A 16,263-nucleotide genomic window follows, 5' to 3' on the forward strand; every position below is an offset into this window, starting at 1 on the left:
TGGCAAGTTTCTTGAGAGGACTCATCCTAGGAGGCTGATGGTGAGCCGGAGTGGCAAGCCGGCGTTGCTGGGGAGGGCTCACTGGGGGAGTGGGTGTTTGCCAGGACTCCAACTTCAAAGGCTGCTGTGGCTTAGGTTCCGGGCCGTGTTGATTTTCCAAAAGTTCCCCCAATATCTAGATGAACGACAGCACTCACCAATGAATACGGTCGTGCAGTGAATCATATGGTCAAGCACCCACAATTGATGGCTTCCTCGAGCTTCGGTATCAGGAGAGAGGTATTTCTCTTGATACCGGGGAGGTGCCGCCATCCTCACAGGGACTGCGAAAAGAGTTAGGAACCAAGAGCGGGCTGCTAAGACAAACAATTCACACACCTGTTATCGAGGCAAGATAACCGGGGTGTGTGGCGCATCGGGGCCAACGACATCGAGGACTTCGTCGCCGAGGCATACCGGCACACCGCCGAACGGATCGCTGCAATCAATTTCGTAAGGCCCCTGACCCCTAACACAAAGCGACTGCCGCGCCCCCTCGAAATGGGGAGCGGCAGTCGCTCTGTTTGTTCAGAATCTGTCAGGAATGGCGTGTTGACAATGTCAACAGAATCGGCGTCGGACTGGGCTGTACATCGGCCGGACTGGCTCGGATTCGGAATGTTTTCTTGAGTTCCCAGTGTTTGCAAGGGCTGGAATGCAGTTCGAGTCCCACCTCGGGCACAGTGTTTCCGCAGGTCAAAGGCTTTTTGGTTTTTTACTGTTGACAAAGGTTGACAAATCAAAAGACTTAGCCGGAGACCCCTTCCTTGAAAGGCTCGTCTACTGCGCGCCGCCAGCTTCACAAGTCCGGAAGCGTTTCTCCTGAGCGGCTGCAAAAGTGTTCCAAGACAGCTCTCAAGCAGGGCATTGCGACCATCACGAATACGGACGGTTCGCTGATCGACCTGGCCACCCGAGCAGCGGGCACGACGCCACGCCCGCGTCGAGGGTGGCAGGCGGCAGCAAAGCCGAGCAGGAAGCCAAGGAGATGGGGGAGTTGCGCGCATGCGCATTCAACTCGAAGGTCCTAAAGAAGCCGAGACTCCCGCATCGTTGATTGCCATCGACACTCACCGGCAGCAGCTGGGGGTCCAGAAGGCCTGACATATGCCCGGTTGAAAAGGTGGGCCTAGGTGCTCAACGCTTCAAACGACTCTTTGTCGGGGGTCGCGGCTAAGTTTCATTTGAACGAATAGGAGCTTGCCGAACTTGAACCGTCAGAAGAATATGCCGCAGTCCACTTTACGTCGTCCGACATTGGCCCGACATGGCAGAAGGACGAGCAGGGCAACTGGCTGCTTCCCGACAACACGCTGGGCTATGAGGTCCTGGGTTGGGTCGCCGAATGGTTAACCTTTTCCGATGGGCGTCCATTCATATCGCCAATGAGGCCCTGGCTGTGCACACGCCCATCCCCACGCCGGACGGCTGGACGACGATGGGCGAGCTGCAGGCGGGGGACATGATTTACGGCACCACCGGCAAGCCGGTGACGGTGGCCGAAGCTTTTTCTGTTCAAGCGGGCCGCGACTGCTTCCGCGTCACCTTCTTGGATGGAACCTCCGTCATCGCTTCCGACGGCCACTTGTGGAAGGCCAAGCCCTCCGGTTGGCCGAAGCAGTACAACCGGGTATGGACTACCCGCCAGATGTACGAGCACAAGGCAAAGCGCTGGGCCATCCCCATTCCAGGTCCGCAGGAGCGCCCCGAGCGCGATCTGCCCATGGATCCCTACCTGCTCGGCTACTGGTTGGGTGACGGGAGTACCGCTGGCTGCAACATCACCGTCGGGGATGAGGACCTGGAAGCGTTCACCGCCAACATGACTGAAATCGGCGTGACAGTCCGCCCGGTCGGTACGAAGAAGGGCGCCGCCAACCGCATGACCTTCTCGGACAAAACCGGCTTCGGCGCTAACATGGGCGGCGAACAGGCTAGGGCGCTCCGCCTACTGCCCTGCTACCGCGACAAGCACATACCCGAGGAATACTTCCTGGCCTCCATCGACCAACGCATCGCCCTCCTGCAAGGCCTGCTCGACTCGGACGGCTGCGCAGCCAAGCCCGGCATCATCTTTGTCGGTAGGGAGCGGCTGTCCCGCGATGTATTTCAGCTCCTGTCCTCACTGGGTGAGCGGCCGACCATCGCCTTCAGAGCTGACGCACGGTCCCGGGACGGCGGGACGTGGCGGGTATCGTTCAATCCGAGGTATGTCACCGAATGCTTCCGGCTGGCCCGGAAGCAGGCAAAGGTCGTCAGGGCCACACGTACTGAAACAAACGTTGCTTCCATTGAGCCGGTCGAGTCCGTGCCGGTGCGCTGCATCCGCGTCGATGCCGAAGACTCACTGTTCCAGGCCGGCGAATCCTGCCAGCTGACCCACAACACACCACTGGACTCGGGGCTAGCACGGGCCCGCGTTCCACGAGCTCACCAACAACCCGAGCAAGGTCCAGGCCCCGTTGTTGTGCATGAACGCGAGCACGGTCGACGAGCTGTGCGGGTGCGCTTACTTGGACAAACCCGAGCAGATTCTTTTGGACGATCCAGAGAGGCCGAGCATGACAGCTGAATTCTCAGGCGAAGGCTAACGGGCGGTCTGCTGCGTCATTTCTTCCTCGTAGCCTTTGACGCGTACGGCCGCTATGCCAGCCTGTTTCGCCCGGTAGACCATGCCGTAGTCGGTGGTAATCATCCGGATATCGCTGACGTAGGGTGCGACTGCTCCTGCTCGCTCGATGATCTCCAGATCTCCATCTGGGAGAGGCGATTGGTCAAGAGGCTGTTCTAGGACTGACAGGTAGACCGTATGAGTAGGGGACGCACTTGTCGCGCTCCCTTCCTGGAGCTTTACGCGCTCACCAGGCATGACTCCCTGGGCCTCGAGATACTTCAGGGCTAACCCTGCCCGAAAGCGGATCGACTTGCCTCCCTTTGGAGCATCGACGCGGTTCCGTTTGCTGCCGTCGAGCTCATCCACGACCTTCATTGGGATGGTGATGACCAAGGGGACATGAGGACGCTCGTCGAGCAGTTCAAGCCATTCGTCATGGTTCATCGGATCGTCGAAATACTTCAGCCACGCTCCGGTATCGAGGACGACTGCCACAGCCTTGCCGTTGTCCCACAGCTGCAGATCGGCTTCGATCCTTCGCTTAGCCTCCTCGAGGGCACAAACGCGCTGCTGCACTTCGCCATCAACCAGCTGCGCAAGGGCGCCGAATGGGATGGTCGAGATATCAAGGGCGAGCAGTGACCAGTAACGCCGTGAGGTGATGAGCGCGTCGACTTCGTCAGGGTGCAGATAATGGGCGAGCAGATTGCCATTCCGGGACGCCCACTCAACGTAGCTGTTGTACCGGTCGCTGGCGTAGCCGGCGCTCGACACGGTGCCAGCCTCGTTAACTGCGGTAACTAGCATCTTTAGCGTGGTGTTTGGGGAGGCACCCGGAAGCAATCTGATCATGGGATTCAGTGTATGTGTGCGGCTCGATGGGCCATGGGGCTGATTCATGCGCGGAGCTTGCTAGAGTCCGACCATGACGACTGAGTTCGCCGCGGAGGCGGAACGGCTGACCGAAGCGTGCCGGACGATTTTCGGCGACCCAGCTACCTGGATAACGGCCAACGGCTATCCGAATAGCCTGGGTCTGTGCATCATCGACTCGCTGTGGTCCACGGGGCCGACGTATGGGGCTGTAGAGAACGTCATAGCGCGCTATGCAGCTCATCGCCGACTCAATCGTGATGATGCTCGCCAGGACGGCGGCACGGAAGAACTCCTACGCGTTTTCAAGAATGAAGGCGGCAGCGAAGGATTTGCCGACTTGGTCAAGAACCATAATCGTGCTTACTCAGACAAGAGAGCCCCGCTGAAGGCCGAAGTGGTCTACCAGGCTGCTTTGGCACTTCACGGCGTAGGTGTCAGGACCATGAAGGACCTGCACGCACAGTACGCGGCCGACGAACATCTCACCGAGCTTGAAAGCGTTTGGCTGGATCTGCCCAGCCAGTCGTCGGGTGTCACATTCAACTACTTGCTGATCTTGGCCGGCTATCCGTCGGTGAAGCCCGACCGCATGATCACCCGATTCGTCAAAGAACACGGCGGCGTCACGAGGAAACTCACATCGAGGCAGACCGGCGATCTGATCAAGCAGGTGGCGAAGCTATACCCCGTCCCCGCTAATCGTTTGGATCACGTTATCTGGCGCTATACGTCGGGGCGAAAGGTCTTCAAGGACGAGGAATAGCAACGGCAGCCCATCTACTTACTTTTCGACTCGTTGCCTCTGTAAACAACGTCCTGGGGTTTCTGCCACTCGACTGGTCTTGGCAAAGGGACGTGCCGTGAGCCAGTCAGAAGAGGGCGCGTGGATACACAAGCGCCGGTTAATCGATGATACTCGGTCCATAGCGTTCAGCGCGGAGTATCATGCGGGCAGTCAATTTTCGAGTATGTATTCGAGTGCTACGTGTCTACGGCTATCTATAGGCCTTACGGCCTGATGTCAGGCCCTATGGCTAGAGTGGGGAAGCCAGATAGTTAGCAAGTCTTAGGGGATCACTTGTCCATAGTTGAATCGCTGATTCAGTCACAATCCGGACTGCGTCAGTTGCGCCTCGTTGAAGTCCTGTCAGGTCTTGCACCAGTGGACGACCATCACCAGGTCGACATTGAGGCGCTCGAGAATGACCCCGGTCAGTATGGATTTTCGACCGCCTCACTTGAGAGCGACCTAGAAGTTATGAAGGGTTGGGGTTGGGTGGACTTCTGGGCCTCCTTCGGTGGCATCGGCTCGGTCATCTTGAAGCAGGGTGGTCTGGATGTGGCCAAGGAATACCGGACCTTCATGAAGAACAAGGTTCGTCGGAACAAAGCCTGTCGCGACGCTTACCTCCGCTGGCTCTACGAGGTCGACGACGCTCCTGGTGATTTCCACAGCGAGTGCACGTTTTACGGCTCGCCGTACAGCGAGCAGGAACTCAAGGACGCCAAGAACTGGCTGGATGAAGAAGGCTTTATCGTCGGCAAGAAGACCGCCGATAACGACATCTTCTACGCAGAAATCACCTCAAAAGGTACTCGCGCCGTTGAAAGCGGTCGCTCCGTGAATGACTGGCACGTAGGAGGAATCTCAATGACAGACCGCAGCATCAACATTACCGGCTCCAACAATGTCAACGTAGCGCAGGACAGCTCGAACGTGACTCAGAGCAATACCCTGACTCAGGAGCAGCTGGGCAAGATCACTGATGTGATTGAGTCCTACAGGGCCTTGAGCGGCGCTCTCAATCTGCCGGAGGAGCAGTTGGAGGCGGCTGAAACCATCGTGGGCGAGATTGAGGAAGAGACTGCCGATGTCAACGCTGACCCCGGTAAGATTCGCAAGGCGTTGGAACGGTTGACGGGGATAGTGGCCGAATATGGCACGAAGGGTGTATCTACCGCTGTCATCAGTGTCATTGAACAGGCCGTGCAGTTCCTCGGGTAATGCCGTGAGGAAGTTGTCAGAGTGCGAGCAGCGGTTTCTTATCGCCGCCGCCAAGGATGGTTTGACTCTAGTGCCGGCTCCAAACTACGAGTGGATCGGTACTAAGGACCGTTTGGTTTGGCGACTCAATCCGGACCGCTCTTTGACAAGATCCTAGAGATGGCGATGGCTCTCGATGGCTACCTGGATGTCATGCGGTCCCCAAGACACGTTAAGCGCGCTGACGTCGATCGAATTCATGAACCTACTCCTACCCACATCGAGGTGGGACGAAGAGCAACACTTCAGTACCCACCGGCTGAAGATGTTGGACTTTTATGAGCAGGAAATCGACTACGGGTTTGATCCGGAGGAGTATCGGGATCTCTGCCGGTTGCACGGCCCTCGAATAGATCGAACGGGTTGGGCTACCAAAGCCACTGTGAACTTCCGTCCGAAGAGCCGGGCGAAGCAGCGGGCATTTTATGACGCTATGAAGGATCTGGTCATACCTGCCATGGGCAAACCGCCTGTCATCCGGGTGGGGGTTATTGACACGGAACCTGAACTTGCCTGGGCGTTGAATCGAGAACGAATATTCGCTGCAATCGCAATCTAGGCGAGACTCGGTGGCGGCATTTTGAAGTAACCACTCAAACAAAAAGGGGGAACTGTTGTCTAACGTTGAATCGCTGGCTCAGTCCAAGACGGGACTGCGGCATCTTCAACTAATCACAAAGCTCATGGACTTCGAGCACCTGGACAGCAATCGTCAGGTAGGGGTAGGCGCACTGTACGAGGATGCTAAGGAGCGTGGTCTGCCTCGCCAGAGTGTGACAGGTGATCTGGAAGCGCTTCAGGACCGCGGCTGGCTGTGGTTTGAGAAGTGCTTAAAGACGAAATAGAGTCACCTGCACCGCAGCCCTCTGTTGTGAAGGCCTTGGGGCAGGAGCTTTTGGAGCTAGCCGCCACGGGAACCGTGCAAGGGGTCGTTGATGCCCTGAACACGTCATTGCCCAGGGTATCAACGCCATAGGCTAACCGAGCCCGAGCCAATCAGCGGCTGGTCGGTGACGGCAATCCCCCGGGAACAACGTCGGGAGATCAACTTCGAATACCTGCGCAAAGGGCGTCCACTGCGGCAACGTCGAAACCGGAGTCGTGAGATCCCCGTCCCCGCCGGGCGCAGTGCGAGAGGAGGCTGCGAGGAGCTCTATAGTGGACCCCATGAGCGAACTCAGTGGACATCTTTCACGGGTGCAGGACATAATCGCCCGCACGCGGAACTTCCAGGTCAACGAAGCCTCGGATCCGAAAGAGTTCTCCAGGACTATAGTCGAAGACGTTGGTGCGCTCGCCGAGGCTGTTAGTGAGCTCATCAAGCGATCTGGGGTCTGAACGACGGCATGCCTCCCGAACGGCACCTATCTAGGGCGTCCATCCCAAGTCTCGCATCTGAACGAACCATCCGCCTCTGTAGTTGCTTCTAGAAATGAGATCTCTGCGTGCGTGGCCACAGGACCTATGGCCGAGCTCACGTAGGATGCTTGTCCACGCCGTGGGGGCCAGCGCTTGCGGCCGGCTTTTGGACGAGGCGAGGGCCGCCTTAGCCTCGATCCACCGATCCGCCTGGGCTGGTGATCTGATTCCGGCGTTTCGGTAGTGTTTCCACCACTTCCCAGCAATAACAAGGCCGGGATCGGGAAGCGGCCGTCCTGAACGCCATCTGACTCCGGCTCAGACGGTTTAGCTGAGTGAGCCGTGGTTGTCGTGGCGGCGCTCAGTCGGGCGAGCACAAGGCACAGCACAGCGGACGTCGGTGCCGTATAGAAATCTACGCCTCGGTTTGCTGCGGGTTGCAAGGTCCTTCGCCAGGATCGATGCGGGGTTGGCGGTGACGCATCGGCCAGGCGACTGTGACCACCCGGCGCAACCCCGGAGCAATGCGCAGCCAAATCGGCCGGCGACGGTCGGTCCTGCCACGATTGGCGATATCGTCACCCTGGGGGTGAGCCGACCCAAATTGTGGATCGTTTTCTGCAGCGGAGTACCCGAAAACTTGAGTGACCCACCGGCCTGGTCGTACGTTGGCCTCGTAATGAAGGTTGCGTTTCGGAGTGCTGAAGGTTGTGTCTTATATCCTAAGTTTGGATAATAGTCAAGATTGCCGCTTGGATGTTCTTCGGATCTGTGATTAGCTCTCTCCACTGACCCGCACCACGGAGAGGTGGTAGACCGATGGGCACCATGGAAGAAACCCCGCTGACGACACGGCCGGCGGCGGTTCGGCCAGACTTGCTGGCCGAGTGGGGTTACCAATCAAACATCCCGAGGCGACTAAACCGATACCAACCGACGGGGGACTTGCGGCGGGCGGCCAACGCCTTTGCTCGAACGCGCGCCAGAAAATGTCGGACCTCATTGGTACGGTGCACGCATGACCGGTGAATCAATAGACCCGCGACAGCGCCAGACACTGGGCGCATTGCGCTACGCCGTCAACGAGGACGCGACGACTTACCTGGCGATCATGCGCCTCTTCACGAGTGGAATGAGTGGCTTCTTGTCCGACCAGTCCGCGGACGACGTGACCGAGCGTCTGGCCGAACTGGGTCTCGTCATCGACCGGGATACGGTCGACCTGCGGCTCTCGTACTTGGTGGAACACGGCAACCTTGCTCGGAGCCCGCGCGAGACCGAGGCGCGCAGCGTTCGGGACTACCTCTCCAACCGCGCGCGCTATCAATTGACACCGCGTGGGGAGTTGGTTCATCGCCAAGTGGAGGAGCTCCTCGCCCACACCGATCGCGTTCGGGAGGTGTCCAGCGAGATGCTTCCCGGAATTCTTGCCGGCATCGAGGAGCTTGCACGGCTTGCGTCCCAGGGGCTCGAGGCCGCCGACTCCCGCGACGTGGCCGGGCGCATCACCACGCTGTTCGCCCAGTTCGAAGTGCTGGTCTCATCCACCCGCCAGTTTTACTCCTACCTGACCCAGGTGCTGACTCGCTTCGACCTCGGCCGCGATGAGTTCGTGATGTTCAAGGGCGCACTAATCGACTACCTCCAACGCTTCGTCGACGAGATTTCGCGACACATGCCCCAGGTCGGCGACCGGCTCGGCCACCTTGAGAAATTAGTCCCGGCTCTCTGTGCGCGAGCCAACGCGGATGAACGGCTGGTGGGACTCGATGGCGTGCAGGCCCGACGCGCCACCGGGCTCGAGGCAGGTGACTGGGAGAGCCTCCACGCCTGGTTCGTCGGATCCCACGACCGCCGATCCGATGCCGAGAATGTCAGACGGCTTGCCACCGACGCGATGCGATCGCTGCTTACCAACCTGCGTCGGATCGCGGCCGGGGCCGACCGTCAGCAGAGCCAGTACGCCGACCTCATTCGCCTTGCTCGATGGTTTGACTCTGCCGACGACGACCGGGCCCATGAAATCTGGGCAGCGGCCTTCGGTCTATATTCGGCCAGGCACCTCTCGTTCGCGGCAGACCCCGACGGAGACCCGGTGCCAGCGACGCAAAGTTGGTGGATAGCTCCGGTCGCCGAAGTTCCTATCGGGCTTCGGACCCACGGTGAACGCAAGACAGGCGGCAGGGCCGGCGCCCGAGTGGACTACTCCGCCGCCAAGCAGGCACGACTCGCCGAGCGTGAGCAGGAGCAGCGCCGACGTACCGACGCAGTGCGCGAGCTTGCATCCCATGCCGGGCCGCTGATAGAGGTCCGGCTGAGCGACGACGCACGTGCCGCCCTCCTGGATCTCTATGCCCAGGCGCTCAGTCGCCACAGCCGCCCGCTGTCGACCAAGACCCCGACCTGGTGCGAGGCACGCGTCGATGACGCCGTACTTCGCCTTGAGCTGCGCGCGGCGCCCGGGACTTCGGTAAGCATCAAGAGCCCATCGGGCATCCTAACCCTCCGCGACCTGGCTTTCGACCTCACCACAACCAGCGCAGACCAGCAGAGCGCCGTTATGGCCGAGCGGCGGGCCGAAGCATGAGCCAGACTTTCGAGCGCCCCGCTGCAGCACCGGACCTGTTAGCCGAGGCCGACCTCCGCAACGCTGCACGGTCGCTGCTGCGCACACCGTTGCTCCATGTCGACGCCCACCCCGACGAACTGGCTCTGGTTCGTCGTCACCAGGACGAGCTGATTCGGCTCTTCGCCGAAAGCCTGGGCTACCGGCTGGTCGTGGAGCCAGGACTTGCCCGGCTCTACAAGACCGGACTGGGACCTGACGCGAATCGTGGCCTGCGGCGCCGAAACGACGTACTATTCACGCCGCGCCGTTACGCAGTGCTTGCACTCACTCTTGCCGCGCTCACCCAGTCCCGCCGCCAGATAATGGTCGACGAGTTGGTGGCCGCAGTTCGTTCGGCGGCAATCGACGCCGGCATCGACGTCGATCTCGACATCATCCACGAGCGACGTGCGCTCCACTCGGCCCTGATCGCGCTCGTCGAACTCGGTGTGCTAAGTGAACGCGACGGCGACCTGGAGCACTGGGCCGAACGTCGAACCGAGTCACTCCTCGACGTCCACCGCGACCGGCTCGCCGTACTCGTTGCAGCTCCGCTGGGAGGATGCGAAAGCCCTGACGAATTGCTCACGGTGGCGGCGGTGCCCTCGGCAGCAGGTGGTGCCCGCGTCGCAATCCGGCGACGCCTGACCGAACAGCCGGTGCTCTCGACCGAAGACCTCACCGAGGAACATCTCGGCTGGTGGCAGCGAAACCGTGAGCGCGAGCGCGAGTGGTACCGCCGCCACCTCGGCCTCGACCTGGAGCTGCGAGCAGAGGGAGCAGTCGCGATCGACCCCGGCGGAGAACTGACCGATCTCGGCTTTCCAGGGTTGGGCTCGGCCAAGCACTTCGCTCTCCTTCTGCTCGACGAGCTAGTCGACGTGCTCCGCTGGGACAACGGTAAGGAACTGAACGGCACGGCGTGGGCGCGCGTGGCGGCCTCGACCGCAAGGCAAGCCGGCGAGCGGGTCTTCGCCGCCTGGCAGCGGGGACTGCGCAAGGCACACCAAGAGGACCCCGACTCGGTCTATGACGAGGCCCTTGCCGTGCTCACCGCAGCTGGCTTGGTCCGCCATGACGAGGGAGGACTGTTCGTGCACGCCGCCTCAGCCCGCTACGCACCACGACCGGAGCTACTCAGGGCGGAAGGGCCGTCCGGGGAACGCTCTCTCTTCGAGGAGGACAACTCATGACGATCGCTTTAGCCCAACCGACGCACACCGCGTCGTCGGGAGGCTCCCAGCGGTTCAGGCTTCACCGCGCCGGCATCCTCAACGTGTGGCAGTACGACGAGCAAGAGTTCACCTTCGCCGACGGCCGCCTCCTGCTGCGCGGCGCCAACGGCGCAGGCAAATCCAAGACCCTGGAAATGCTTCTGCCCTTCGCCCTCGATGGGGACAAGGCGCGGATTACCGCCTCGGCCAAGCATCACACAAGCCTGCTGTGGTTAATGACCGACGGCTATGAGGGCCAGACGCGGGTGGGCTACGTGTGGGTAGAGTTCCTGCGGAGCACTACCGATGGTACTGAGGAGGCGTTCACCTGCGGTATCGGCATACGCGCGTCAGCGACGGCGCGAACCGCGACCGCCTGGCATTTCGCCACCAGCCGCCGGATCGGTCACGACCTCGTCCTCGAGGACGACGCCGGTCCTCTCTCCCGGCCTCGGCTCGAGGAGATCCTCGGTGCCGACGGACAGGTCTTCGAGAAAGCGGCCGCCTACAAGGAGCATGTCGGACGCGCCCTGTTCGGACTCGACTCCACGCAGTACGACGAGGTCCTGAGGCTGCTCTACTGGCTGCGCCAGCCTCAGATCGGCGAAGACATCGAGCCGGCGAAGCTGGCCCAACAGCTTTCACAGGCCCTGCCGCAGCTCGACGAGCAGGCAGTCCGCTCGGCGGGTGACACGTTCGACGAACTCACAGCCTTCGGCGATCAAATCGAGCGACGGGCGGCCGCCGCGGAGGCGCTTGGTCAACTTGCCGGGGCCTACGCCAACTATGCCCGGGCCGTGGTAGCCGAGCGGGCCCTCGAGGTCGTGGAGGCTCTGCAGGTCGAGCGCCGGAGGCGCACCGAGGTCCAGCGTACCCAAAAAGGCATGGAAGCGGTCGGTGTCCAGCAGGCCGCTGCTGAAAGGGAGCGGGACGCGGCCCGCACTGGAATTCAGGACGATGACGCGCGGCTCCGGACGCTGGAGGCTGGCCCCGAGTTCCGCAACCAGGTCCGGCTGGGAGAACTGGCATCAGGTTCCGCCCGCGATGCGAAATTCTCCGAGCAGGCCCAGCACCGCCTCATCCGCCAGACCGAGGAGGCCAGGCGACGCTCCGACACGCTGCGGAGCCGCGCCCATGATGCCCAGACGGGCCTGAGGGATCTCGGTGCAAGGCTCCGGGAACTCGATCGGCGCCAATTCGAGACCGTCCCCGGTTCCGGCGTGCCAGTGCCCGCCGTACTCGACGGCGTGATCCTCGAACGGGTCGAGCAGTCCGATGTGCTCACAGCTGCCCTGGACCAGTGCCTCGAGTCGGTGCAGCTGGCACGCTCCGCCGTAAGCCGACGCACAGCAGGTATAGGAGTCGTCCGCGGTGCCCTCGCCGATGCGGACATCGCGCTGGCGGCGCAGCGCCAGGCTGAGTACGAGGCCGCGACCGTCGAAGCCCGCTGGGAAGACGCACGCGAGGCCCGGGTTAAAGCCGAGCTCAGTGCGGGAGTCGAAGCCGAGGCGCTGACCACCGCGCTGGCAGCTTGGATCATTGCGCCGCCCGCGCCTGAGATGGTCCAGCCCGACGAGCTGACCGAGGAGTCCGTGCTGGGCCTTGCCCTGTTGGCCAAAGCCAGCGCGGCATCACGACTGGCGACGTTGCATGAAGATCAGGGGAAGGCCGCTGCCCGCCGAGACAACGCCGAGGCCGAGATCAAGCGGCTGACCGAAGAACGGGCCAAGGTCAAGGCTGAACGAGACCCGGCTCCGCCCGCGCCCGTGCTGGCCCGCACCAAGCGGAACGACGGCCACGCGCTGTGGCAGGTCATCGACTTCGAATCAGGGCTCGACGCCGACGCCCGCGCAGGGCTGGAAGCCGCACTTCAGGCCTCCGGACTCCTCGACGCTTGGGTGCGTCCCGGCGGACTACTGCTCGATCCGGAGCATCTTGACGTGGTCCTCTCCGCGACAGCATCCAATAGCCCCGTCGGCGATATACTCGGGGGGATCTTGGTCCCGGACCTTCCGATCGTGTGTGACCTGACTGCGGACGACGTAGGACGGGTGCTGGCCGCAATCGGCACCGGAAGCGACCCTGATGCCCTTGTCTGGGTGAGGCCAGACGGTTCTTGGCGGCTTGGCCCGACACAGGGCCGCGCCGCCAAACAGCAGGCTCAGTTCATTGGAGCAACCGCTCGGGCTCAAGAGCGGACGCGGCGCCTTGCGGTCCTTGACGCTGGGCTCGCCGAACAGTTCGCGGCCCGAGATGCCGCAGAACGGGATTATTCAGGGCTCTCCACCGCCATCGCTGAGCTTGATCACTGGGTAGAGTCCGTGCCGTCCGGGCAAGCCCTACTGAGTGCGTGGACGCGATTGGGGGAACGCCGCGAGGCCGAGGAGCGTGAGGAACGTGAGAACCGCTCCGCCCAGGCTTTCGCACACGCGGCGCGCACGGCCGCCGCCAATGCCCGCGACGCGCTGGAGCGCTTGGCAGCCGAGCAGGCACTTCCCGCGGACCGAGGCGGCCTCGAAGCCGTCGAACAGGAGCTGCGCGGTCTTGATGAGCAGCTTCAAGGGTCGGTGCGCCAGAATAGGTCGATCCGCGGCGGCGTCGCGCTATGGATAGAGGCACTTGGCGAGGTGGACATCGCGACGGCCGCCCTGGCGGAGGAGCAGGCGGCAGAAACGGAGGCCAGGCGCAATGCAAGCGCTTCGCGGGCGGCGCTGGAGGCGTTGCGCGCCTCCGTCGGCGACTCAGTCCAGGAGTTGGAGCGGAAGATTCGCGAGGTGCGAAAGTCCCAGCAGGCTCATAAGGCGACTGAGGAGAATGCAACGAAGCAGGTGGAGGCGCTCATCAAGGCCTTCGGCGTAGCCGAAGCCGATTCACGCAACGCCAAGGCACGCTTGGCAGAGCACCTCGACGAGCGTACTGCCATCTTCGCAAACCTGGTCGCCATCGGGTCGGTTCCAGGGTTGTTCGAGGCCGCCGGGGCGACGCAGGAGGACGCGGCGGTGGTGTCCGGGCTCAAAGGTCACCCGCCGGGCGAACCCGTGGCTCGACAGGTCGCTGCAGCTGCCGAAGTGCTGGCCGGGTTGAGTCAGGAGGACGTCAGCACGGCGTTCACTCGCGTTTGGCGTAATTATAACGAGGCTGCCAGCGGCCCGGCCGCTGACCACCAGCCGGTCGTATCGGAGTACGGTCCCCTGCTTGCCGTGACCGGTCGTGACGAGGCAGGCGACGCTGCGGTAGTGGTTCTGGCTCAGCGCGTGGGCGCGTCGGTGGAACGCGACCGGGGCCTGCTCACCGATCGGGAGAAGCAACAGTTCGAACAGCACATCCTGGGCGAACTCGGTGACGCTATCCGAAAATGCCGTCGTGATGCCGACGAGCTAGTGGTAGCCATGAACGACCAGCTGGGTCACGTCGCGACGTCCCAAGGCATTCGGGTTAAGCTGGACTGGAAGCTGCGCGACGATGTTCCCGCGGAGGCGCGAGCCGCCGTCGAGTTGCTCGCCCAGCCCGTGGGCGCGCTGATCCCGGAGGAGCGGGCCAAGCTCCGTGACGTACTCCACCGCCTCATTGAGGCGTCACGGGCGGAGCGACCGGAGCTGTCGTACGGTGAGCACCTCGCCGCCGCATTGGATTACCGCACCTGGTCGGAGTTCACCATCCGCTACACCCGCCCAGAAAGGCCCGGCCACTGGGAACGACTGCACCGGCGGTCGGCACTGTCCCAAGGCGAGCAGAAGGTGCTCTGCTATCTACCGCTCTTCGCCGCCGCCGCTTCCCACTTCACCTCGCTCGCCGGTGCTGCTCCGCACGCACCGCGGCTAGTGCTGCTCGATGACGCTTTCCCCAAAATCGACGTGCGCACCCACCCGCTGCTTTTCGGGCTGCTGGTGCAGCTCGACCTAGACTTCGTGATCACTAGCGAGCGGTTATGGGGCGACCACCAGACCGTGCCGTCGCTGGCCATCTACGAAGCTCTGCGTGACCCGAGCCAGCGCGGGATCGCACAATATGAGTACCGCTGGGACGGCCGAGCCCTCCAAGCACTAGGATGACCGTCCTGCCAGAGTGGATCGCCGACCCCATACTGAGGCCAGCTTGGGACCTCGTCCGGACACGCTTCGAGAAGGCCGGACTCGACGCTTCCGGGAAAGTCCTCCTGCGGCCGGCGACCCGAGACGAGCGCCATGCTATCGGGGCACTGCTGGGTCGGACGATCACAAGGGAAACCGTTCGAGTCGATCTCGCAACGCTCGACGCGAGACTGAACGAGCGGTCCGGTGTGGGCGGTCTGGAGGCGGTGCTCGCGGCGCTGTACGGAACACGACCGGAGGACCGGCCCGCCGTCCGCGCGGCACGAGATGCATCACGGGAACGTCCGCTGCAACGTGCCGCCGAACTGGTGACGGCGACGTGGGCGTCGGAGTGGATTGCCGGTCTCCGGCGCACGGGACTGCTGACCAATCGAGTGGATTCCGAGCGCACCATTCGAGACGCGGCGGCAGTGCTCCGCGAGCTGACCGACACGGAAGGAGCCCCGATCGCGCAGTCGAGGGTGGAACTTGCCGCGAGGCTCCTGGGCGACGCGCACGCACTCGACCGCGACCGACGACTCCACCAAGTCGTCCTGCGCGGACTGGCAGCCGCCGCGAGCATCCCTGTCCCAGACGGAACGCGGGAACGAGAAGAGCTGTGGGCGAGCCGCGGCGTGGAGCCGGACCTGCTCTCACGGACCTGTCTAGTCTGGCGGCTTCGCGTAGGCACCGTGGAACCGCCTGGGCGACGACTGAGCGACGCTGCCGACGCGGGTGATCCCGTGCACGTGACGGAGTGGGAGCTCCGGAGGATCGGCTCGTTCGCGCCGGCCGCCGGAACGCGCGTGCTTGTCTGTGAGAACCCAAGGGTGATCGAGGGCATGGCTGAGCGCGGGGTGGACGGATGGGCAGCGGTCTGCACTGCAGGTGAGCCGAACCTGGTCGTGGACAAGGTGCTTGGGAACCTCACCAGGGCTGGCGCCGACCTTTATTACCACGGCGATTTCGACTGGCCAGGCATTGCCATAGCTAACCGCGTGATTACGAGGTTCGCCGCCCGCCCATGCCAGATGACAGCCGACGACTATCTGCATGCAGTGCGACCAGATGGGCCGGCACTTGTCGGCAAGCAGATCGAGCCCCTGTGGGATCCAGAGCTGGGGGCGGCCATGCGAAGCCACGGCCGGGCAGTACACGAGGAATCTGTGCTTCCGCTGATTCTTGATGCGTTAACTGCGAGTCAATAATTTTGCGTCGTCGGCGACTCTTCTCGCGGGCCGCTCGTGGTTTGAAGCCGCCGAACGTGTCCCGTAGCTGGACGAACGTGTGCTAACCTCGCGTCGCCGAGGATAATGATGACAGCGACGTCCGCGCCGCCCAGCTGACGCTTCTGTGACGTTTCTTTATGTTATCTGCTCTTTTCGAGTCGTTTTGCCAGGTGCGGGACGGCGCATGGTTGCAGGGTCGGCGGGATCGCA

Annotated in this window: 9 protein-coding genes; 8 read left to right on the plus strand and 1 reads right to left on the minus strand. The window is 62.4% G+C overall.

Translation table 11 applies throughout. The features are described 5' to 3' along the window. Positions 1-1,384: 1,384 nt before the first annotated feature. Complete coding sequence (locus J7E80_RS12690) at positions 1,385-2,611, plus strand: hypothetical protein (RefSeq protein ID WP_215052032.1); 1,227 nt, start codon at positions 1,385-1,387, stop codon at positions 2,609-2,611. Positions 2,612-2,626: 15 nt separating this feature from the next. On the opposite strand, the gene J7E80_RS12695 is transcribed toward J7E80_RS12690, so the two are convergent. Beyond that, on the minus strand, positions 2,627-3,505 hold the full coding sequence (locus J7E80_RS12695; protein ID WP_215052034.1) for a PIN domain-containing protein: 879 nt from the start codon (positions 3,503-3,505) through the stop codon (positions 2,627-2,629). A 73-nt stretch (positions 3,506-3,578) separates the two neighbouring features. Between J7E80_RS12695 and J7E80_RS12700 the strand changes: the two genes are divergently transcribed. From J7E80_RS12700 to J7E80_RS12730, 7 genes are all read left to right on the plus strand, one after another. Further along, the gene (locus J7E80_RS12700) at positions 3,579-4,292 is read left to right on the plus strand and encodes a hypothetical protein (RefSeq protein WP_215052036.1); all 714 of its coding nucleotides are present in this window, start codon (positions 3,579-3,581) and stop codon (positions 4,290-4,292) included. 315 nt (positions 4,293-4,607) lie between these two features. Beyond that, a complete protein-coding gene (locus J7E80_RS12705) occupies positions 4,608-5,534 on the plus strand; it encodes a hypothetical protein (protein ID WP_215052038.1) in 927 nt (308 codons plus the stop codon). A 1,206-nt stretch (positions 5,535-6,740) separates the two neighbouring features. Continuing rightward, the gene (locus tag J7E80_RS12710; RefSeq protein WP_215052040.1) at positions 6,741-6,911 is read left to right on the plus strand and encodes a hypothetical protein; all 171 of its coding nucleotides are present in this window, start codon (positions 6,741-6,743) and stop codon (positions 6,909-6,911) included. A 1,039-nt stretch (positions 6,912-7,950) separates the two neighbouring features. After that, complete coding sequence (locus tag J7E80_RS12715; RefSeq protein WP_215052041.1) at positions 7,951-9,519, plus strand: TIGR02677 family protein; 1,569 nt, start codon at positions 7,951-7,953, stop codon at positions 9,517-9,519. Continuing rightward, positions 9,516-10,733: a TIGR02678 family protein gene (locus J7E80_RS12720; RefSeq protein WP_215052043.1), complete on the plus strand. Its 1,218-nt coding sequence runs from the start codon at positions 9,516-9,518 to the stop codon at positions 10,731-10,733. Before J7E80_RS12715 ends, J7E80_RS12720 begins: the two co-directional genes overlap by 4 nt. Continuing rightward, positions 10,730-14,806, plus strand: a complete 4,077-nt coding sequence (locus J7E80_RS12725; protein ID WP_215052044.1) for a TIGR02680 family protein — start codon at positions 10,730-10,732, stop codon at positions 14,804-14,806. The genes J7E80_RS12720 and J7E80_RS12725 overlap by 4 nt, the downstream gene beginning before the upstream one ends. After that, the gene (locus J7E80_RS12730; protein WP_215052047.1) at positions 14,803-16,032 is read left to right on the plus strand and encodes a TIGR02679 family protein; all 1,230 of its coding nucleotides are present in this window, start codon (positions 14,803-14,805) and stop codon (positions 16,030-16,032) included. The genes J7E80_RS12725 and J7E80_RS12730 overlap by 4 nt, the downstream gene beginning before the upstream one ends. The last annotated feature ends 231 nt before the right edge of the window (positions 16,033-16,263 follow it).

The organism is Arthrobacter sp. ISL-28, from assembly GCF_018613875.1.
GTDB lineage: Bacteria > Actinomycetota > Actinomycetes > Actinomycetales > Micrococcaceae > Arthrobacter.